Below are 19,140 nucleotides of genomic sequence, written 5' to 3'. Positions count from 1 at the left end.
TGGTCACCCGACCCCTTCGGACACGCTGGCGCTGTACCGCTGGACCAGGGCCGGCCGGTCGGTCTTGCCGTTGGGGTTCAGCGGGAGCGCGGCGACGTGCTCATACCTGCGGGGCACCATGTGCACGGGCACCCGTCGGCGCAGCCACAGCATCAGGTCGGTCGGCTTGACGGGCTCGCCGGTCAGACAGGCGACGAGTTCGGTCTCCTCCGGGCCCGGCACGGCCAGCACCACGGCGTCGGCCACCGCGGGATGGTGGCGCAGCGCGGCCTCGATCTCGCCGAGTTCGATGCGGTAGCCGCGCACCTTGACCTGGTTGTCCAGCCGGCCGAGGTGGACCAGGGTGCCCTGCTCCAGGCGCACCCGGTCACCGGTCCGGTACCAGTGCCGCGCCGTCAGAGGCTCCTGCCCCTGGTACACCTCGGCGGGACGGCCGTCGGCGGGGTCGTAGGCGAGGAAACGGCCCCGGTCGTCCGCCGGATCGAGATAGCCGTCGAAGCGCTGGGGGCCGCGCACGCACAGCTCGCCCTCGTCGGCGGGCCGCCCGTCCTCACCCAGGACGACATGCTCCAGGAAGGGGTAGACGGGCCCGATGGGCACGGTGCCGTTGCTGGTGGCGGGCCAGTCGGCAGGGGCCTCGGGGAGACGGAACTCGGTGCAGGCGACGGTGAGTTCGGTTGGCCCGTAGACATTCTCGATACGCGCCTTCGGAGCCGCCCGCGCCCACAGCTCGGCCTGGCGGTAGGTCAGCTGCTCGCCGATGAAGACGCCGTACCGCAGCGCGGTGGCCCGCCCGGCCGGCAGCTTGCCGAGGCTCGCGGCGACGGAGACCGCGGAGGGCACCGAGAACCAGTGCGTGATCTGCCGTTCTTCGACGTAGCGGATCGGTTCGAGCAGCTCAGTGCGTTGCGGCACCACCAGGGTCGCGCCGCCGCCCCAGGTGACGAACAGGTCGAAGACGGACGGGTCGAAGGTGAGGTCGAAGGTGTGCGAGACGCGGCAGCCGGGGCCGATCCCGAACCGCTCGATGTTGTGGGCGATGTAGGGCGACAGATTGCGGTGCCTGATGGGCACGCCCTTGGGGCGGCCGGTGGAGCCGGACGTGAACAGCACGTAGGCCACGTCGTCCGGACCGCTCGCCGGTACCGGCAGAGCGGGGCCGGCGGGCAGGGCCGCGGTCTCCTCGTCCGTCAGGCGCAGCACCTGCACCTCGGGAGTCTCATCGGTGAGCTGGGCGGAGCCCGGTTCGTCGGCGAGCAGGACGTCGGTGCGGGCCAGCCGGCGTACCGCACGGTTGCGGGCGGCCGGGTAGCCGGGGTTGAGCGGGGTGACGGTGGCGCCGAGCCGCTGTGCGGCCAGATAGCCCGCGAACGCGGTCAGGGTGCGGGAGGCCAGCAGGGCGATCCGGGCGGGCGCCGTGCCGCCGTTGGTCCGCAGCAGGGCGGCGGCGACGGCTCGGGCACGGTCGTCGAGTTCGGCGTAGCTGTAGCCGCGTCCGCGCACCTCGAGGGCGGGTGCGTCCGGCCCCGCCGACAGGGAACGGGCGAACCAGTCGTACAGGGTGAGGTCCGCGAGGGCAAGGTGGTTCTGCTCGGTCATCGGGATCCTTGGGCGGTACCGAGGAGTTCGGCGTAGCCGGCCCTGCGGGCTGCTGCGAACTCCAGGCTGGTCAGAAGAGTGTGGGAGGTGGGGGCGGGGTCGTGGTCCCCGGCGTGCAGCCAGGGCCGCCAGGCCTGGGCCTCGACGCCGGGCGCGCCGAGGACCAGCCGGGTCAGGCCGCGGGGCGCGAGCGGGTCGAGGACCTCGTTCTCGCGGTCCAGGGCGTGCAGGGCGACCTGGCGCTGCCAACGGCGTTCGGGCACCGGCAGGATGGGCCGGCCCGCCTCGGTGAGCAGGTCGCACAGCCGCGCGGCGGACACGGTCTCCTCACCCACCAGGTGGTAGGCGCGTCCCTCCGAGCCGGGAGAGTGGGACAGGTCGGCGATGGCGCGTGCCGCGAGATCGACCGGGCTGACCGCGAGGGGCCGCTCGTCCCCGGGGTGGACGCCGACCGCGAGCGCGCCGGCCAGCAGCCGCCACAGCGGGTGGTCGGGATCGCAGGCCCCGGTGGAGCGCGCCCCAAGGAGCACCCCGGTGCGGAAGACCCGTACCCGCATGCCGTCCTGCTCGGCGCGCTCGGCGAGGCGCTCGCCCACCCATGCGGCGACCGCGCCGCCGGGCATACCGGGTCGCAGCGGCTGCTGTCTGCTCTCCTCGATACGGGCGTCGGCGCCGAGCGCGGAGCCACAGGCGCCCAGGGTGGAGATCAGGGCGAGGTCGTCGACTCCGTGGCGGCGCATCCAGCGCAGCACACGGGCCAGGACCACAACGGTGTCCTCCCGTACGGCGTCGTAGGGACCGGTGAGGGTGAACGGCGCCGGAGTGTGCACGACCCCGGCGATGCGCTCGGCCAGCCGCGGGTGGTGAACGGTCCAGTCGCGGCTGCCGTCGGGGCCCGCGGGCAGCACGGAGACCCGGTCGGGATCGGGGGCGGGCAGGGCGCAGGCCAGGGCCCGCTCCCGCAGCAGCGCGCGGCCCTCGCTCTCGTCGTCGCAGGGTACGACGCAGTGGACCCGTCCACCGCCGCGGCGCAGCAGCTCGTGCAGGACGAAGGTGTCCAGGAAGCCGGTGGCCGAGGTCAGCAACGTGTCCGTGGCGGCAGGCCGGGAGCCGGCGGGCCGCAGGGGGCCGAGGTCGAGGGCGAGGTCGGCCCCGAGGGCGTCAGCGGCGCCGGCTCGGGTGCCGGTGGACTCGGCCCGGGTGCCGGGAGTGCCGGTGCGGGCGCCGCGGACGAGTTCCGCCATCCGGCGTACGGTCGCCTCGGCACCGCCCGCCCGGTAGAGGTCGACGTCGACGCCGAACGCCTTGTGCACGGCGCCCTCCAGGCGCAGGGCGGTGAGCGAGTCGCCGCCGAGGGCACCGAAGGGGTCGTCCAGGCCGAGCCCGGCATGGCCGATCAACCGCCGCCACACCGAGAGCAGCTCGGTCTCGACGGGGTCGGCGCCCGGCGGAGGCGCCGTGTCCGTGGTGAACGGGGCCGGGGCCGGCTCGGCGGCCGGCGCGGGCGGGGCGGCCAGGGGCGGCAGGGTGTCCAGGGCCCAGTGCCGGGTCCGGGTGAAGGGGTAGGCCGGCAGCGGCACCCGGCGTCCGCGCGGTCCGGCCAGCGCCTCGAAGTCCACCTCGGCGCCGTGCAGCCACGCCGCCACGACGGCGTCCTCGACCCGTGCGGCCTGCCGGTCCGTGTCACCGGCCGGATCCAGGGGCAGGACGTGGCGGTCCTCGGCCGGCTTGCCGTGTCCGAGGAGGATGGCGAACCGGCCGTCGGGCACCGCGCGGCCCGGGGCGAGGATCTCGGTACGGCCGCGCAGCGCGGCCGTGAGCGCCGCGGGGACCGGCAGGTCCGGGGCGTCGGAGGGCGGTACCAGCAGGACCTTGCGCAGCACCGCGACGAGGGCCGCGGGCGCGGGCACCTGCAGTGCCGCGGCAGCGGCCCACGGATCGTCCCCGGGTACGTCGACCACCCGACGGCACGGCAGGCTCGCCCGTCCCACGCGCAGCGTGTGCGCGGCGTCGGCCAGATCCGGGGCGTCGGACTGCGTCAGCGCTTCGGCCAACTCCTGGGCCACCGCGTCGAGTTCGTCATGGGTGCGGGCAGTCAGCAGCAGACGTACGGTTTCCCGCTTCGGGGCCGGCGGGCGGTTCGGCGCGGGCGGCGGTCCGAGGACGGCCGTGGCGTTCGTGCCGCCCAGGCCCATCGAGTTGACCAGCACATACGCCGTGTCCGGGGGGACGTCGCCGGCCTCGGCGCTGATCCGGAACGGGCTCTCGGCGAGCACGCCGGGACTGCGGGGCCGTTCGAAGAGCGGGTGGGGCGGCAGGACGCCGGTCCGGGCCACTTCGACGGCCTTGATGAGGCCGGCGATCCCGGCCGCGGGCCCGGCGTGCCCGATGTTCGCCTTCACCGAGCCGAGCCGGCAGAAACCGGCGGACGCCGCGCCGTGCGTCCGCAGACCGGCGGTGAGTCCGCGCAGTTCGATCTGGTCACCGAGCGGGGTGCCGGAACCGTGCGCCTCGGTGTAGCGCAGTTGGTCGGCGCGGACGCCCGCCACGTCCAGGGCGGCCGCGACCACGTTCGCGAGGCCGGCGGGACTGGGTGCGGTGAAACCGGAGCGGGCCGAGCCGTCGTTGCCGACGGCGGTGCCGTGCACGACGGCGAGGACGGGGTCGCCGTCGCGTAGCGCGTCGGCGAGCCGGCGCAGCACCACGACCCCGACGCCGGAACTGAAGGAGGTGCCGGTGGAACGGGCGTCGAAGGGGCGGCAGTAACCGTCCGCGGACTGCAGTCCGCCCGCATGGTGGCGGTAGCCGAGCAGGGGCTCGTTCACCGAGGCGCCGCCCGCGAGCGCCATGTCGCACTCGCCGGCCAGCAGGCTCAGCACGGCGTAGTGCACGGCCGTCAGCGAGGAGGAGCAGGCGGTCTGCACACCGATCGACGGACCGCGCAGCCCCAGCTTGTAGGCGACGCGCGAGGGCAGGAAGTCACCGAGCCCGCCGAGGTGCAGGGCGATGTCGTCGACGGCGCCCGTCACCCCCTCGGAAAAGGCCCGGGAGACCTGCAGGGCCGCCATGTAGGTGCTGGGGCTGCCCCCGGCGAAGACACCGGTCACCAGGCGGCCGGCGGTGGGTGCGTGGCCGGCGGATTCCAGGGCCTGCCAGCACACTTCGAGGAAGATGCGCTGCTGCGGGTCTGTGGCGGCGGCCTCGGCGGAGGAGTAGCCGAAGAAGTCCGCGGCGAAGTCGGCGGCGCCCGGAATGCCGGCGGCCCGGGCCACGTACTCGGGCGAGTCCAGGCTCTCCTGGGCGACACCGGCCGCCCGCAGCGCCGCCGGGTCCAGATCACGGATGGAAACGCGGCCTTCGGCGATGTTCGTCCAGTACGCGCGAGGGTTCCACGCGTCCGGGAAACGGCAGCCGACGCCGATGACGGCGATCGCACCGTCGCTCATACCGAACCCTCCTGCGGGCGCCCGGCGTCACCGGCGGCGCTGTCCGTGCCGGAGGTGCCACCGGTACCACGGCCGCGGGCGATCAGGGCGCCGAGGCCTCGGCGGCCGAGCGGCGCGGAGCCCGGCTCGGCGGGGGGCACGGTGCCCGGCGCGGCCTCGGCGGGAGGCACGGTGACGGATGCCGCGGCGGCGCCGCCCAGGAAGGCGACCTGGGCGTCGATCGTGCTGTGCTCGAAGAGGTCGGCGGCCTCCAGCTCCCGGCCGGTGAGTTCGGACAGCCGTTCCATGAGGACCATCAGCAGCAGCGAATCGCCGCCCGCGTCGAAGAAGTTGACGTCACCGGCCACGCCGGCGCCGTCGAGCACCTCGGACCACACGGCGGCCACCTGGTCGGCGAGGTCGGTTTCGGGGGTGGGCCGGGAGTGGGTGAGCACGGGATTCTCCAAGTCGTCGATGAGGTCGGCGGCGGCGTGCGCCAGATCGGTGAGCAGCCCCTCGGCGGTGCCGCGGTCGAACAGGGCCGTCAGGTAGGTGAGGGAGAGGTCGAAGCGGCCGGGACCGCCGGTGACGGTCAGCTCCAGCTCGTACTTGGCCTTCAGCCGCGGAGGCGTCAGATACCGGCTCCGGGTGCGCGCGTCGAGGGCCGGCGGGACGGGCGGTCCGTCCGTCGCGGTGAGGTAGACCGGGGTGACGGCGGGCCGGCTGAGATCGCGGGCGGGATGCAGCGCCGCGGCGAGCGCGTCGAACGGGGTGCCGGCGTGACGGTAGGCGGTCAGGGCCGACTCCCGCACCCGGCCGAGGAGCTCGCGCCAGCTCGGGTTGGAGCGCAGGTCGGCGCGGACGACCAGGGTGTTGACGAACATGCCGACGGTACGGGCCCGGTCGGCGCCGTCGCGGGCCGCCCAGGGGAACGCGAACAGGAAGTCGCGTTGACCGCCCCGCCGGGCCAGCGCGGCCCCGAGCAGCGCGGTGGCCACCATGAACGTCGTACAGCGCAGCTCACCCGCCAGCTCCCGCAGCCGGTCGGCCTGCGCAGGGGCGAGCGCGGTCTCGCACAGGTCCGCCTCGATGCTCTGGGTCCTGGTCCGGGGCCGGTCGTGCGGCAGCTCGATGTCGGTCGGAGCGTCGCGCAGCGCGGCCACCGGTTCCTCGGCGGAGTCGGCCGCCGGTTCCGGGACGGCCGCCGGATGCCCCGGCTCGGGCAGCTCGGCGGGCGCACCGGTGGTCAGGCAGCGGTACAGCGCCGCCACGTCGGACAGGACCAGACCGAGCGACCAGCCGTCGGAGACGATGTGATGGACGGCGTGCACCAGCAGGGTCCGCTCCGGCGCCACAGCGACGACCGCTCCCCGCGCCGGCGCATCGGCCGCCAGGTCGAAGGGCGTCCAGCACAACGCGCCGAGCCGGTCCTCGCGTTCGGCCGAGTCCCAGGTGGTGCCGTCCGTCAGGACGACCTGTGGCGGCGAGCCGTCGGTGCGGTACAGAACGCGACGCGCCTTGGTGTCGAGGCGGAACCGGGAGCGCAGCGCGGGATGGCGGGCCAGGGCCCGGGCGAACGCCTCGCGCAGGGCGGGGCGATCGACCGGACCGGTGATCTCGACGACTCCGGGTGCGAGGTAGGCGGTGCGCAGGGCGCCGACGCGGTCCATGAACCACATGCGCTGCTGCACGGGGCTCGCGGGATGCTCGGCGTGCTCGTCGACGGCTGCACCCGGGCCGCTGTCGCCGCCGGTGGGGGCGGCCTCGGCGGCCTCCAGGGCCCGGGCGAGGCCCGCCACGGTGGGATCGGACAGGAACGCGCGCAACGGTACGGTCCTGCCGTGCCGCCGTTCGGCCTCGGCGACGATCCGTACGGCGAGCAGCGAATGGCCGCCCACGGTGAAGAAGTCGGCGTCGGCGGTCAGCGGCGCCCCATCGGCTGTGTCCCGCCCGGCTTCCCCTGCGGACAGCACGTCTGCCATCAGCTGTGCGGCTCGCCGCTGCGCCGGGGTGAGTCCGGCGGGGTCCAGAGCGGCGGCACGGGGCAGCGGGCGCTCGCGCAGGGCGGCGAGGGCCGCGAAGTCGACCTTGTCGTTCACGGTGCGCGGCATGTGCTCGACGGCGTACACCTCGGCGGGCACGACGGCCGGCGGCAGCCAGCGCAGCAGCGGGCGGACCAGGTCCTCACGGCTGGGCAGCCGTTCGGTGGCCTGCCCGGCCAGTTCCACGTAGGCGACGAGGGCCGGGGGCGTCCCCGCGGCGGTGACCGCGGCAGCCGAGACGGCGGGGTGCTCCTCGAGGAGCCGGGTGACCTCGCCGGGCTCGATCCGGTTGCCGAGGATCTTCATCTGGTCGTCCACGCGCCCCAGGTAGACCAGCCGGCTGTCCTCGCGGAGCGTGACGAGATCCCCGGTGCGGTACATCCGGGCGTCGGGGCCCGCATTGAAGCGGGCGGCATGCGGGTCCGGCAGGAACGCGGCGCTGGTCTGCGCGGGGTCACGGAGATAGCCGAGGGCCACGCCGGGCCCCGCGACGTACAGCTCGCCCGGGACACCCGGGGGCAGCTCCTCACCCTGCGGGCCCAGGAGATAGGCGCGCATGCCGGGCAGCGGCACGCCGATGGCCGGTGCCCGCTCGTCGGCGGGGTCGACGCGTTCGTACGTGCTGTTGCAGGAGGCCTCGGTGGGGCCGTACACGTTGACGACCCCGGTGCCCCAGCGCCGGGCGCAGTCGGCTGCCAGCCGGCGCGGCAGCGCCTCGCCCCCGCAGTACAGGATCCGCAGTGTGGTGCCCTCGCCCGGTGCGGGGTCGGATTCCAGCATGGCGTGCAGCAGGCTGGGGGTCACCGAACCGGCCACCGTGGCGCCCCGCGGGCCGCGTACCAGGCGCAGCAGGGCGCGCGGGTCCCGCCGCTCGACGTCGTCGGCGAGGACCAGCCGGGCACCGGCGAGCAGGGACTGGACCACGTTGTAGGCGGCCGGGTCGAAGGCGGTGCCCGCGGTGAGCAGCAGCCGGTCGTCCGGGCCCAGGCCGCAGTCGCGGCCCCACCACAGCGCGGTGGCGAGCAGACCCCGGTGGGGCAGCACGACGCCCTTGGGGCGGCCGCTGGTACCCGAGGTGTGAATGACGGCCGCCGGATCGTCCGGACCGGGCCCGTCGGCCGGCGGGGTGAACGTGTGCGGCAGCGACCGCAGTTCCTCCAGGCCCTGGCGGGTGACGGTGGTACCGAGGCCGTCCAGGAGCCGGGCGCCCTCGGCGCAGACGAGCGCGGTGCGGGCGGCGGTGCGTTCGAGGATGTGGGCGATGCGTGCCGCGGGCGTCTCCATGGCCAGCGGGGCGAAGGCCGCACCGGCGCGCAAGGTGCCCACCCAGGCGGCGACCAGGGCCGGGCCGCGCGCCGCCAGCACGGGAACGACACTGCCCCGCCCGGCCCCCAGGGCCCGCAGCCGGGCTGCCACCGCGCCCGACCAGTGGGCCAGTTCCCCCCAGGTCAGGGTGGTTCCCGCGCACTCGACGGCGACCGCGCCGGGGTCGGCGCAGGCCAGCGCCCGCTCCAGCGCCCCGGTGACCGTGTCGGCCGGATACGGCTCGGGATCGGCGCCCACCAGGACGCCGTACGGCAGGCCGTCCGCGCCGCGCACGGTGACCGGGAGTGCCTTCAGCGGCGCTTCAGGGCGGGCCAGGGCTGCGGTGAGCAGGGCGGTGTAGGACTCGGCGAGGCAGCGGGCGGTGGCGGCGGTGTACCGGTCGGTGGCGTACTCGACCGTGCCGGCGAGGGTGCCGTCCTGCCCGTACTCCAGGACGAAGGACAGGTCCTGCTTGGCGGTGCCGGTCGGCAGCAGTTCGGGCGCCGCCCAGCGGCCGCCGCGGGTCGGTGCGGGGGCGTTCTGCAGGACGAACCCGATGTCGGCGAGGCCCTCGGGCCCGAGCAGGGCGGCCAGCCGGTCGAACGGCAGGCGCTGGTGCGCCAGGATACGAAGCGCCTCGCCGCGCGAGGCGGTGCACAGGTCGGCGAAACTACCCTCGGGCCGTGGGGCGCACAGCAGTGGCACGGTGTTCACGAAGAAGCCGACGAGATGCTCCAGCGCCGGGTCGGTGCGGTTGGCCGCCACGGTGCCCAGCAGGAAGCGGTCCCGGCCGCTCCATCGCTGCACGACCGCCTGGAAGGCGGCGAACAGGACGACGAACGGGGTGACTCTGAGCTGCCGGGACAACTGCTCCACAGCAGCAGCGAGTTCGGCGTCCAGGGTGAAGCGGTGCTGCGCGCCCGGCCGGTCCTCGTCGGCGCCGCGCTGCCGTGGCGGGCAGGGTCCGAGCGTGAGGTCCTCGCCCGCCACCGGGGCGAGAATCTCGGCACGCGCCGCGATCTGCTCGGCCAGCCGTGGCGAGTGCGCGGTCTGTGCTTCACGGGCGGCGAAGTCGGCGTAACTGAGCGGCGGTTCGGGCAGGCCGAGGTCCGCAGCGCCGGCCAGGGCACGGTCGTAGGCGGTGGCCAGGCCGTCGTAGAGGGCGGGCAGGGACCAGCCGTCCACGGCGATGTGATGGATGTTCAGCAGCAGTGTGCCGGGACCGCCGGCCGGGTCCTGCCAGACGGTGGCGCGCAGCGGCTCTTCCCGGCTCAGATCGAACGGCGTGCGGGCCCGCCGCGCGATCTCACCGGCGTCCGGGGCGCTGGTCGGCAGCGCCTCCAGCGCGACCGGGCCCGGTGGTTGCACGACCTGCACGGGTCTGCCGTCGCGCAGGTCGTAGGTGGTGCGCAGGACGGCGTGCCGGAGGGTGAGGGCCTCCAGGGCCCGGGCGAGCGCCGGGACGTCGATGGGCTCGTGCCAGCGGGTGAGCAGGGGCACGTTGTAGACGGGTGAGTCGGGGGCCGACTGGTGGATGAACCAGAGGCGTTCCTGCGCGGGCGACAGCGGGGCGAGGTCTGCGGCCCGGGGTACGGGTGTGACAGGGCGCGGTGGCGCCATGGGTGGATCTCCTTGCGGGTCCTGCGGGCAGGCGTACGCGTGCCGCGCACGGCGTACGGGTCCTGCGGCATGGTGTCGGGGCAGGGCTGGGGGCGGACCCGGGCCGCGGGGCGGCTGCCGGGCTCGCTGGACGGCGACGGGGCCTGCGCCCGGTCGGTCGCCGGTGATGTGACGGCGGTTCGCCGGTCAGACGCCGGTGGCGACGCCGCCCTCGCGGAGCCGTGCGGCGAGTTCGTCGAGATCGGCGGCGAGCAGGACGTCGACCGGCTCGACCGGGATGCCGAGCCGTTCCCCGATGCGGAAGGCCGCCTGTACGGCGAGGATCGAGTTGCCGCCCAGACCGGTGAAGTCGTCGGCACCCCGTACGGCCGACGGGTCGGGCAGGCCGAGGAGTTGGGCCCATACGGCGGCGATGGTGGCGGTGACGGCATCGGTACCGGTCGCCGGGACGACGGTGGCGGCGGGCGCGGCCGGCGCGGCGAAGGCGGTGGGGTCGGCGGGGCCGGTGGGCGCGGTTGCGGTGCTGCCGGCCGGTGTCCCGGTCGCGGACGCCGGGGCGGTGCCGGTCACGTGCTCGGTGAGGAGCTGCTTGATCCGGGCCCGGTCGGCCTTGCCGGTGGAGCCGAGGGGCAGTTCCGCCAGCTCCAGCCAGGAAGAGGGGAGCATGTAGGACGGCAGGCGTTCGGCCAGTGCCTCGGCGAGCACCCGGGCCGGATCGGCTGTGCTGCCGGCGGCGGTGGCGCGGGGCGCCAGGAAGGCGCCGGCGAGCCGGGCGGTGTGGCCCTCGCCGAGCTTCTCGACGAAGGCGGCCTCGGTGTGCCCGGTGGCCACGGCGGCCTGCTCGATCTCCTCCAGTTCGATCCGGAAGCCGCGCAGCTTCACCTGCCGGTCGGTGCGCCCGACGATCTCGTACTGCCCGTCGGGCAGCAGCCGGGCCAGGTCACCGGTGCGGTAGACCCGCTGCTCGGTGCCGTCGGCGGCGCGGTGGGTCACGTAGGAGCGTGCGGTGCGCTCCGGCCGGTGGAGGTAGCCGCTGGTCACCGAGGGCCCGGCCACGCAGAGTTCGCCGGTTTCGCCCGGTGCGACGGGCCGCAGGGCGTCGTCGAGCACGTGCAGCCGGACCCGGCGTACGGGAGTGCCCACCGGAATTCTGGTGCGGCCGGCCAGGGACTCCTCGGTGCAGGCGAACACGGTGACGAAGACCGTGGTCTCGGTGGGGCCGTAGATGTTGAGAAGCTGCCGCGGCCCTTCGGCGGCCAGCACACGACGGGTGGCGGCAAGGTCCAACTGCTCGCCGCCGACCAGGAGCTGGCGCAGCGATCCGAGGGCGCCGGGCGCCTCACGAGCGACCATGTGGAACAGCGAGGTGGTCAGCAGCGCGGTGGTGACGCCTTCCGCGACGAGGATGCGGGTCCAGTTCTCCAGGGGCGTCTCGACTACGGTGGGCAGCACGATCAGGGGGGCACCCGCGGTGAGCGCGCCCCAGACCTCCCAGGTGAAGGCGTCGAAGGCGGGGTTGGCGAGCTGGCCGACGCGGTCGGTGCGCCTGATGGCCCCGGGGTGGTCCGGGTGCGTGACCAGATCCCGCACGGCACTGTGCGGGACGATCACGCCTTTGGGTTCCCCCGTGGAGCCTGAGGTGTAGCCGACGCAGAGCGGCTTCGTCTCGTCCGTGGACACGTCGGGATGCGAAGCCTCGGAGGTGGGCGCGGCTGTGTCGGCCTCGGCCACGGTGAGCAGGACGGCACCGGCGAGGGCGGTGGTCTCGCGGCGCTCGCCGACGGGCGGCCCGGTCACGACGGCCCGGGCGCGGGCGTCTTCGAGGAGGGCGGTGACCCGGTCCGCCGGTGCGTGGCTGTCAAGGGGCAGATAGGCGGCGCCGGTGCGTACGACACCGAGCAGGGCGGTGACGAGGTCGGCGCCGCGCGGCAGATCCAGGGCGACGGTGTCGCCGGGCCCGACGCCGTGCTGGGCGAGGCGGGCGGCCAGGAGGCCGGCGCGCTCCCACAGCTGCCGGTAGGTCAGTTCACGTCCCGTGAGCGCCTCCCGGACGGCCGGCGCCTCGGGCGACTCCCGCACGCGGTCGGCGACCAGGCGATGCACGCCCTGCGTGTCGCTTCGCACCGGCTCCGTATGGTGTCCGGCCGCCTGTGCCGGCTGGGTCGGTGATGACACACCCATGACTCTCCCCCGTGGAGTTCGACAAATGGCCCGCGCCCATGACCCGGGCACGGAAGCGACGGAATCGCTCCGGATGTACTGAGGTCGCAGGCCATCGCGGAGTGAGAGCGGCATCGGGCCACTCTGCCCGGATTCGCACGCTTCCCCCGAAGCATATTCCGTATAGCGGAATATTTATTCCGTGTGCCGATAGATTAAGCTCTGCGCCTCGAACGCGTCAACGATCAATCTCGTAAGGGAGTGGGCATGGGAGTGGGCATGAGTGGGCGTCGGGTGGCCCTCATCACCGGTTCGTCGTCCGGGATCGGCGCCGCCGTGGCCCGGCGGCTGGCCGCAGAGGACATCCGGATCGTCGTCAACTCGGCGCGCAGTGTCGCCGCCGGCAAGGAACTCGCCGCCGAACTACCCGACGCCGTCTACGTGCAGGGGGACGTCGCCGACGCGTCGGACGCCCGGCGGATCGTCGAGAGCGCCGTGGACGCCTACGGGCGCCTGGACATCCTGGTCAACAACGCCGGCGCCACCCGCTTCATCCCGCTCGACGACCTCCAGACCGCCGACGCCGCCGCATGGCGCGAGATCTTCGACGTCAACGTCTTCGGCGTCTGGCAGCTGACCACCGCCGCCGTGCCTCACCTCCAGCAGTCGGACGACGCCGTGATCGTCAACATCTCCTCGGTCTCCGCCACCCGCGCCCTGGGCAGTTCGATCCCTTACGCCGTCAGCAAGGCCTCTCTCAACCACCTGACCCGTCTGCTCGCCACGCAGCTCGGTCCCCGCATCCGGGTCAACGCGGTCGCCCCCGGCCTCATCGACACGCCCTGGTACGACGAGGCCGAGGAGGTGTGGGAGAACTCCCGCGACTGGATCACCGCCAACACGCCCCTGCGCCGTGTCGGTTCCCCCGAGGACGTGGCCGAGGCCGTCCAGTACCTGACGACGGCCGCGTACACCACCGGCGATGTCCTCACCGTGGACGGCGGCCGCCACGTCGTCTGAACCGTGGCCGGGGCGGCCGCCGCATCGCCCGCCGTGTACGGCGGCAGCCGCGTCGTCCGGGCGCCCTCGTGGCCGTCTGTGACTGCGGGTTACGTACCAGCGGCGTTGCCTCGGTGAGGGCTACCCTCCGGGCACGGTCCTGCCGGCGTAGCGGGTCGAGGAGGTGGGGCATCCCATGGCGAGGGTGTCGTAGCTGAAGGACGCGAGTTCCTTGCTCGGGTCCGGGGTGGCGGACCAGGCGCCTGAGTATTCGGCGGTTTTGCGGTCCAGGTTGTCGTAGGCGTAGGAGAGGATCTGACCGCGCGCGTCGGTGGCCTGCAGCAGGTTGCCGAGGTCGTCGTACTTGTCGAACGTGGTAGTGCCGGTGTCTGGGTCGGTCTGCTTGGTCTCCTGGCGGTCTGCTCGAGGGCATTGGTGAAGGACGAGGTCGCCGTGCCGCCGGAGGGCGGGGTGGTGTCGGTGCGGTCGACGCCCGGGTAGGCAGTGGTGGACAGTTGTACGGGTCGACGACCAGAAGAGCGGTCTCATCCGGGGAGTACTGTGCTTCAGAGGCCAAGCATGGCTCCCGACTGGTCAGCGAACGGATCGATCACCGCTGGGATGCAACGCAGAGAGGACAGGCGGGCGCGTAGGGAGCGGTCCGGAATCCTCCGCCAACCGCCTGCTCTGTGGTGTCAGTGTGTCTCGCGTGTGGCCGAGGTGCTTCCGGGCCCCGTACCCGCCCGAACGGGCGCCCGCGTCAGCGAAGCGGCAACCCCGATGTACAGGACACCTCGGAGGGGCACGCGGCGATGCCCGAGCAGCCGGTCGCGTTCCCGGCCGCCGGCCCGGAGCCACGACGACCAAGAGCCGGATGCCCGGAATGCGGGAGATGATCGACCTGGCGGCGCTGCGGGGTCCTGAGGGAGTCCCGCGTGGACGTGGAAGCCGACGACCTCACGGCCGAGCGGCTGGGCCGCCTCCAGGACGCCTTCACCAAGGCGGCCGACGACTCCCGCGCCCGTGTGGATCGCTACGCCGACCGGGGCGATGCCGACGCAGTGCACCCGGTGTGCGAGGACCACCAGCAGGCGCACCGCCTGCAGGAGCCCGGACCGCACCGTGGCCGGGAGTCTCGGACACTGAGTTGCACCAGATGGCGCACCAGATGCCGGGTGCGCACCGGTCGATGCACGGCATCCACTCCACCGAGCACCTGGATCGGTGTTCCGGACTCCGGACTCTTGTCGATCTCGCGGGTCAGCCTGCGGAGGGACGCGGGGCGCGCAGGTGCGACCGTTCCTTCAGCTCCTCCTCGCCGACCAGCGTGAGCATCGGCTGACCTGGCGCGCACACCATGGTCACCACGAACCTGGTCGGTGCGTCCGACAGGGCGTTGCCGTCCTGATAGTGGATCACGTCACCGCCCGGCTCCCAGAACGTCCCACCGGCCTCGACCACACGCTCGGGCTCACCCTCGAGCTCGAATCGGAGCGCGCCCTCCATCACGTAGCCGAACGACGGGCCCGAGTGGCGATGCGGAGGGAGCCCGGGGTGACCGGGAGGCCACTCGACGAGAATGGTCATGCCCGAACCACCTTCGGGAAAGAAGGGGGGAGTGACCTGCTGCAGCAACTGGACTTCGGGCGGCAGGGAGACCTCATTGGCGGTCCCGTGCTCCGGGTTCTTCTCCGACATGCGCCACACCTCCGTGAGCCCGTCTCGAGACCACCCTGCCTTCCGTCGGCAACCGCCACAATCCGGGAGCCGGCGCACCGCCTCCCACGCCCCCCATATCCCGGGCCTGTCGATTTCCGGGTACGCCGGTCGGCTCTGCCTCATGGCTCCGCGCCGGCCATGCCCACCACTGTGCCGATGACGCAGTGTGCGGAGCGGCGGGCGCTGTCCGCGTTGGATTGCCGGCTGCGGAGGCGGGCCGCGGAACCCATGGGATACCGGCCGTAGCTGTCCCGTTCGTGCGGCAGGAGAGCAGGACTCCCCCGCCGTCACCAAGACGGAGGCTGTTGCCGACGCCGAAGGCCGAAGAGAAGGCCGTCAGGAAACCGGCGTCGCCGCCGGTCAGGATGGCGTCCTGGCCAACCCTGATCGTCAGGCAGTCGCGAATCTACCCCTCGACGAACGTGACGGTCTCGTCGATCGGCGCCCGGCCCGTACGGGTGTAACCCGCCGTGGCGTCTTCGAACCCGATCGACATGCCGCAGAAGAGGATGAGCTCGTCCGGGGGTGACAGGATCTCCGCGACGGTCTTGCGATACACCGACCAGGCCATCTGCGGGCAGCTGTGCAATCCCTCGGCCCGCAGCAAGAGCATGACGGTCTGCAGATACATGCCGACATCGGACCATTGAGGTCGGCCCATGTCGTGGTCGATATAGCAGAAGAGGGCGGCGGGCGCACCGAAGCAGTCCCAGTTCGCGGCCGCGGCCCTTTGGCGTGCCTCCCAGTCCTCGCGCTCGATACCGAGTGCGCTGTAGCGCTCATGGCCGAAGGCGGATCGGCGCTCATAGTAGGGAGACTTCAGTGCGGGCGGGTACATCTCGTACTCCCGCTCGTCCCAGGGGTCGGCTGCGGCCACGCGCTCGCCGGCGCGCCTCTTGAGCTCGGCCAGCGGCTCACCGGTCACCACGTAGGCGCGCCACGGCTGGAGGTTCGATCCAGACGGCGCCCAAGCGGCGGCGGACAGCACTCGCTCCAGCACCTGCCTGGGAACGGGCCGGTCGGTGAACGCGCGCACCGCCCGTCGGCTCGTGACCGCCTCATAGACATCCAAGATCATCTGCCTCCCTCGCCTTCTCCACCTGTCTGCTCATTGACAGTCCAGGACCGGGGATTCCGACGGGCCCCCGAAAGATCGCAGCCGTTGGCTGTAGCGGAACGCTCCCCCGCAAAGGTGACCACCCTGCCAGGCTGGGACGGACCGAGGCGGGGGATGTCAGGAGAGCCAGTCGGTGTAGCGGGTGGGGGCGAGGTGGGCGTTCTTGTCGGTGAGGACGTCGCCCTTGACGACGGCGAACATGCCGGCGGTGGGGTCGGTGACGACGGTGCGGCTGTCGCCCTTGCGGGACAGGGTGATCCGGCCCAGCTCGTCCAGGGTGAAGACTTCGGGGCCGGCGATGTTGCGGATGCCGTTCAGCGGGGCGCCGGCTGCGACCTCCGCCACCGCGGCGGCCACGTCCTTGGAGGCGATCGGCTGGATGGGCGTGGCGGGCAGTCGGACACTATCGGCGTCGGCGGTCCAGGACATGGCGGCGTCCATGAACTCCATGAACTGCGTCGCCCGGACGATCGAGTAGGGGATCGGCCCGGCCGCCAGGATCTTCTCCTGGAGTGCCTTGGCGCGGTAGTAGTCCAGCTCTGGTACCTGGTCCACGCCGACGATCGAGAGGATGACGAAGTGGCCGACGCCGCCGTTGTGGGCTGCGGCCAGGAGGTTGTCCATCGAGGTCTGGAAGAAGGCCAGGGAGGCGTCGTCGAAGGTCGGGGAGTTCGTCAGGTTGACGACGACGTCGGCTCCCGCGACCGCCTGGTCCAGTCCCTGGCCGCTGATGATGTCGACTCCGGTGGACTTCGAGTGCGGTACCGCCTCGTGTCCGGCGGCCTTCAGGTCCTTGACGACCTGCGACCCGATCAGTCCGGTACCGCCGATGACTGCGATCTTCATGGCATGCCTTTCGTCCGCATTATGTGTGCAATATCGCATATGGGCCCCTATGTGGGGGCGACACGGAGCGGTCGTTGATCGACCAAGGAGGGGTGAGCGTCAAAGACCGTCGACGAACGTGACCGTCTCGTCGAGCGGCGCCCGGCCTGTCCGGGCGTCACCCGCTGTGACGTCTTCGAACCCGATGGACATGCCGCACATGAGCATGAGCCCCTCCGGAGGTGACAGGACTTCCGCGACGCTCTTGTGGTACTTCGCCCAGGCCATCTGCGGGCAGCTGTGCAGCCCTTCGGCGCGCAGCAGCAGCATGACGGTCTGCAGATACATGCCGACGTCGGCCCACTGGGGCGGACCCATGTCCTTGTCGATGCAGCAGAACAGGGCGGCGGGCGCCCCGAAGCAGTCCCAGTTCGCGGCGGCCGCCCGCTGGCGCGCCTCCAGGTCCTCACGCGCGATGCCGAGCGCGCCGTAGCGCTGCTCACCGAAGGCTGATCGGCGCTCGCGGTACGGAGACTTCAGCTCGGGCGGATACATCTCGTACTCCGGGGCGTCCCAGGGGTCACCCTCCGCCAGACGCTCGCCGGCACGCTTCTTGAGTTCGGCCAGCGGTGCGCCGGTCAGCACGTAGGCGTGCCACGGCTGGATGTTCGACCCGGACGGCGCCCAGACCGCGGCGGACAGCACCCGCTCCAGCGCCTTCCTCGGGACGGGTCGGTCGGTGAATCGGCGCACTGCTCGTCGGCTCGTGACCGCCTCGTAGACGTCCATGATCACCGCCTCCATCTCCCGTCGGCTCACCTTCATCACACTCAATACAGTATCACTAGATACCGTATCGAGTGCAACTATCATCGAGCACGGATCCCCCAGCCCCTGGCTCCCGCCTCGGGCGCCGTTCCTGAAAGAAAACCGATGGCCACGCTGCTGCACATCGACTCGTCCGTGTTCCCGGCGAGGCGTCCTCGTCCCGTTCGGTCACGGCCGCCTTCCGCAAGACCTGGGAGGAGCAGCACCCGGAGGGCACGGTGATCTACCGCGACCCGGCCGCCGACCCTGTTCCGCACATCACCGCCGCCGCACGGTCCGCCGGTTACGCCGCCCCCCGCCGAGCGCACCCTGGAGCAGTCCGCCGCGTTCGCCGCGCGAGTCAAGCTCATCGAGGAACTGGAGCAGGCGGACGGCGTCCTGATCGACGGGCCATGTACAACTTCTCGATTCCCTCGACCCTCAAGGCGTGGCTGGACAGCGTGCTCCTGCTCGGCCGCACCGCGGGTGAGACCCCCACTGCCCAGGGCACCCCGGTCATCGTCGTCGCCAGCCGCGGCGGCTCCTACGCGCCGGGCACCCCCCGCGAGGGCTACGAATTCGTACCGGCCACGACAGAACTGCCCTCTACGACTCCCGGGCTGTGGAAGCCGTGTGATGCCCCACCCCAGGAGGTCACACGGCGTCCACGGCGCGTGCGCCCTGTCCGGCCGCGCCCGTAGCGCGACATCTGGAGGTGGGTGGGCGGGTCCTGATGGCGGCCGGTGCTCGGCCTGTCGCCCTCACCAAGCATCGAGACGACGGTGCTTGGTGAGGGCGAAGAGCGCACCCCCGGCCACGTATGCGGGCGGCACCAGCGCGGACGACCCGGCCCCGTCGGCGACAGCCCCGTCGGCCGCCGGTCGCCAGGCCGGCCTGCAACGATGGCCACAGCCCTCAACCGGGTTCGCCGACGAAGCGGCGCGAGAGCAAGCGCGCCGATGCGGCCGACTACCGGTGCGCCCGCGCGCTTACGCCTTGCCGTCTGCTGGATGAGCAAGCCGGGTCAGCAGATCCTTCAACTTCTCGGGCTCACCGGGTCCCAATTCCGCAACCAGGCCCTCAGCCAGAGGACCTGCCGCCACGTGGGCTGCATCGAAGAGCTCCAGCCCCTGAGGAGTGATCTCCACTGCCCGCACCCGCCGGTCCCCCGGAACGGCTTTGCGTACGGCCAGGCCCTTCCGCTCCAGGTCGTCCACGACCCGCATGATTCCCGCCTTGTCCGACCCCGTCGCCGCCACCAGATCCCGTTGCACCGTGGGCCCGTGATTGACCAGCTCGATCAGTACCGCGAAATGTCGCAACTCGATGCCGAGTGGCCGAAGCGCCTCCCCCATCACCGCGGCCGCGCGCCAGTGCGCCCGGCGCAGCAGCAGACCGAGAGCGAAAGGCGACGTATCCCCGGGGCGGTCGGTCGCATGGGAGGCGGCGGTTCGGTGAGGAACATCAGTGCCCATAGGGCCAGACTACTTCATTCGATATGGTATCGCCTGAAACTAAATGG

General features: G+C 72.7%; 11 protein-coding genes and 1 pseudogene. 2 read left to right on the top strand and 10 right to left on the bottom strand.

Features of this window, described 5'->3' with window-relative positions; genetic code table 11:
• Positions 1-3: 3 nt before the first annotated feature.
• The 4 genes from ACGFZN_RS25120 to ACGFZN_RS25105 form a co-directional block, all read right to left on the bottom strand.
• Complete coding sequence (locus ACGFZN_RS25120) at positions 4-1,599, bottom strand: amino acid adenylation domain-containing protein (RefSeq protein WP_393860723.1); 1,596 nt, start codon at positions 1,597-1,599, stop codon at positions 4-6.
• Positions 1,596-5,045, bottom strand: coding sequence for a beta-ketoacyl synthase N-terminal-like domain-containing protein (locus ACGFZN_RS25115; protein WP_393860722.1), 3,450 nt, complete (start codon positions 5,043-5,045; stop codon positions 1,596-1,598). The genes ACGFZN_RS25120 and ACGFZN_RS25115 overlap by 4 nt, the downstream gene beginning before the upstream one ends.
• Complete coding sequence (locus ACGFZN_RS25110) at positions 5,042-9,991, bottom strand: amino acid adenylation domain-containing protein (RefSeq protein ID WP_393860721.1); 4,950 nt, start codon at positions 9,989-9,991, stop codon at positions 5,042-5,044. Before ACGFZN_RS25110 ends, ACGFZN_RS25115 begins: the two co-directional genes overlap by 4 nt.
• Positions 9,992-10,177: 186 nt before the next feature.
• Positions 10,178-12,115 carry an amino acid adenylation domain-containing protein gene (locus ACGFZN_RS25105; protein ID WP_393860720.1) on the bottom strand — a complete coding sequence of 646 codons (1,938 nt, stop codon included), beginning with the start codon at positions 12,113-12,115 and terminating at the stop codon, positions 10,178-10,180.
• Positions 12,116-12,430: 315 nt separating this feature from the next.
• Between ACGFZN_RS25105 and ACGFZN_RS25100 the strand changes: the two genes are divergently transcribed.
• Complete coding sequence (locus ACGFZN_RS25100) at positions 12,431-13,171, top strand: SDR family NAD(P)-dependent oxidoreductase (RefSeq protein ID WP_393860719.1); 741 nt, start codon at positions 12,431-12,433, stop codon at positions 13,169-13,171.
• Positions 13,172-13,291: 120 nt separating this feature from the next.
• Here the strand turns inward: ACGFZN_RS25100 and ACGFZN_RS25095 are convergent, their stop codons facing one another.
• The 5 genes from ACGFZN_RS25095 to ACGFZN_RS25075 form a co-directional block, all read right to left on the bottom strand.
• Positions 13,292-13,699: an RHS repeat domain-containing protein gene (locus ACGFZN_RS25095; RefSeq protein WP_393860718.1), complete on the bottom strand. Its 408-nt coding sequence runs from the start codon at positions 13,697-13,699 to the stop codon at positions 13,292-13,294.
• 711 nt (positions 13,700-14,410) lie between these two features.
• Positions 14,411-14,848 carry a cupin domain-containing protein gene (locus ACGFZN_RS25090; protein ID WP_393860717.1) on the bottom strand — a complete coding sequence of 146 codons (438 nt, stop codon included), beginning with the start codon at positions 14,846-14,848 and terminating at the stop codon, positions 14,411-14,413.
• A gap of 427 nt (positions 14,849-15,275) precedes the next feature.
• A complete protein-coding gene (locus ACGFZN_RS25085; RefSeq protein ID WP_393860794.1) occupies positions 15,276-15,941 on the bottom strand; it encodes a nitroreductase in 666 nt (221 codons plus the stop codon).
• Between the two features lie 162 nt (positions 15,942-16,103).
• Complete coding sequence (locus ACGFZN_RS25080; RefSeq protein ID WP_393860716.1) at positions 16,104-16,832, bottom strand: SDR family oxidoreductase; 729 nt, start codon at positions 16,830-16,832, stop codon at positions 16,104-16,106.
• Positions 16,833-16,931: 99 nt separating this feature from the next.
• Positions 16,932-17,600: a nitroreductase gene (locus ACGFZN_RS25075; RefSeq protein ID WP_393860793.1), complete on the bottom strand. Its 669-nt coding sequence runs from the start codon at positions 17,598-17,600 to the stop codon at positions 16,932-16,934.
• Positions 17,601-17,744: 144 nt separating this feature from the next.
• Between ACGFZN_RS25075 and ACGFZN_RS25070 the strand changes: the two are divergent.
• Positions 17,745-18,202 (top strand): annotated as a pseudogene (locus ACGFZN_RS25070) (FMN-dependent NADH-azoreductase); the annotation flags it as partial.
• A gap of 405 nt (positions 18,203-18,607) precedes the next feature.
• Here the strand turns inward: ACGFZN_RS25070 and ACGFZN_RS25065 are convergent.
• Entirely contained in the window at positions 18,608-19,093 is a 486-nt protein-coding gene (locus ACGFZN_RS25065; protein ID WP_393860715.1) for a MarR family winged helix-turn-helix transcriptional regulator, read from the bottom strand.
• Positions 19,094-19,140 lie beyond the last annotated feature (47 nt).

This window comes from Streptomyces sp. NPDC048192 (genome assembly GCF_043202415.1).
Lineage (GTDB): Bacteria > Actinomycetota > Actinomycetes > Streptomycetales > Streptomycetaceae > Streptomyces.
Note: the sequence above shows the minus strand (reverse complement) of the source record. Positions and strands in the feature narration are given on the sequence as shown.

Excerpts from the sequence above, each read along its gene's own strand:
- ACGFZN_RS25090 (WP_393860717.1), bottom strand. The coding sequence starts at position 14,848 with ATGTCGGAGAAGAACCCGGAGCACGGGACCGCCAATGAGGTCTCCCTG.
- ACGFZN_RS25065 (WP_393860715.1), bottom strand. The coding sequence starts at position 19,093 with ATGGGCACTGATGTTCCTCACCGAACCGCCGCCTCCCATGCGACCGAC.
- ACGFZN_RS25095 (WP_393860718.1), bottom strand. The coding sequence starts at position 13,699 with ATGAGACCGCTCTTCTGGTCGTCGACCCGTACAACTGTCCACCACTGC.
- ACGFZN_RS25075 (WP_393860793.1), bottom strand. The coding sequence starts at position 17,600 with ATGGACGTCTACGAGGCGGTCACGAGCCGACGAGCAGTGCGCCGATTC.
- ACGFZN_RS25110 (WP_393860721.1), bottom strand. The coding sequence starts at position 9,991 with ATGGCGCCACCGCGCCCTGTCACACCCGTACCCCGGGCCGCAGACCTC.
- ACGFZN_RS25100 (WP_393860719.1), top strand. The coding sequence starts at position 12,431 with ATGAGTGGGCGTCGGGTGGCCCTCATCACCGGTTCGTCGTCCGGGATC.
- ACGFZN_RS25080 (WP_393860716.1), bottom strand. The coding sequence starts at position 16,832 with ATGAAGATCGCAGTCATCGGCGGTACCGGACTGATCGGGTCGCAGGTC.
- ACGFZN_RS25120 (WP_393860723.1), bottom strand. The coding sequence starts at position 1,599 with ATGACCGAGCAGAACCACCTTGCCCTCGCGGACCTCACCCTGTACGAC.
- ACGFZN_RS25115 (WP_393860722.1), bottom strand. The coding sequence starts at position 5,045 with ATGAGCGACGGTGCGATCGCCGTCATCGGCGTCGGCTGCCGTTTCCCG.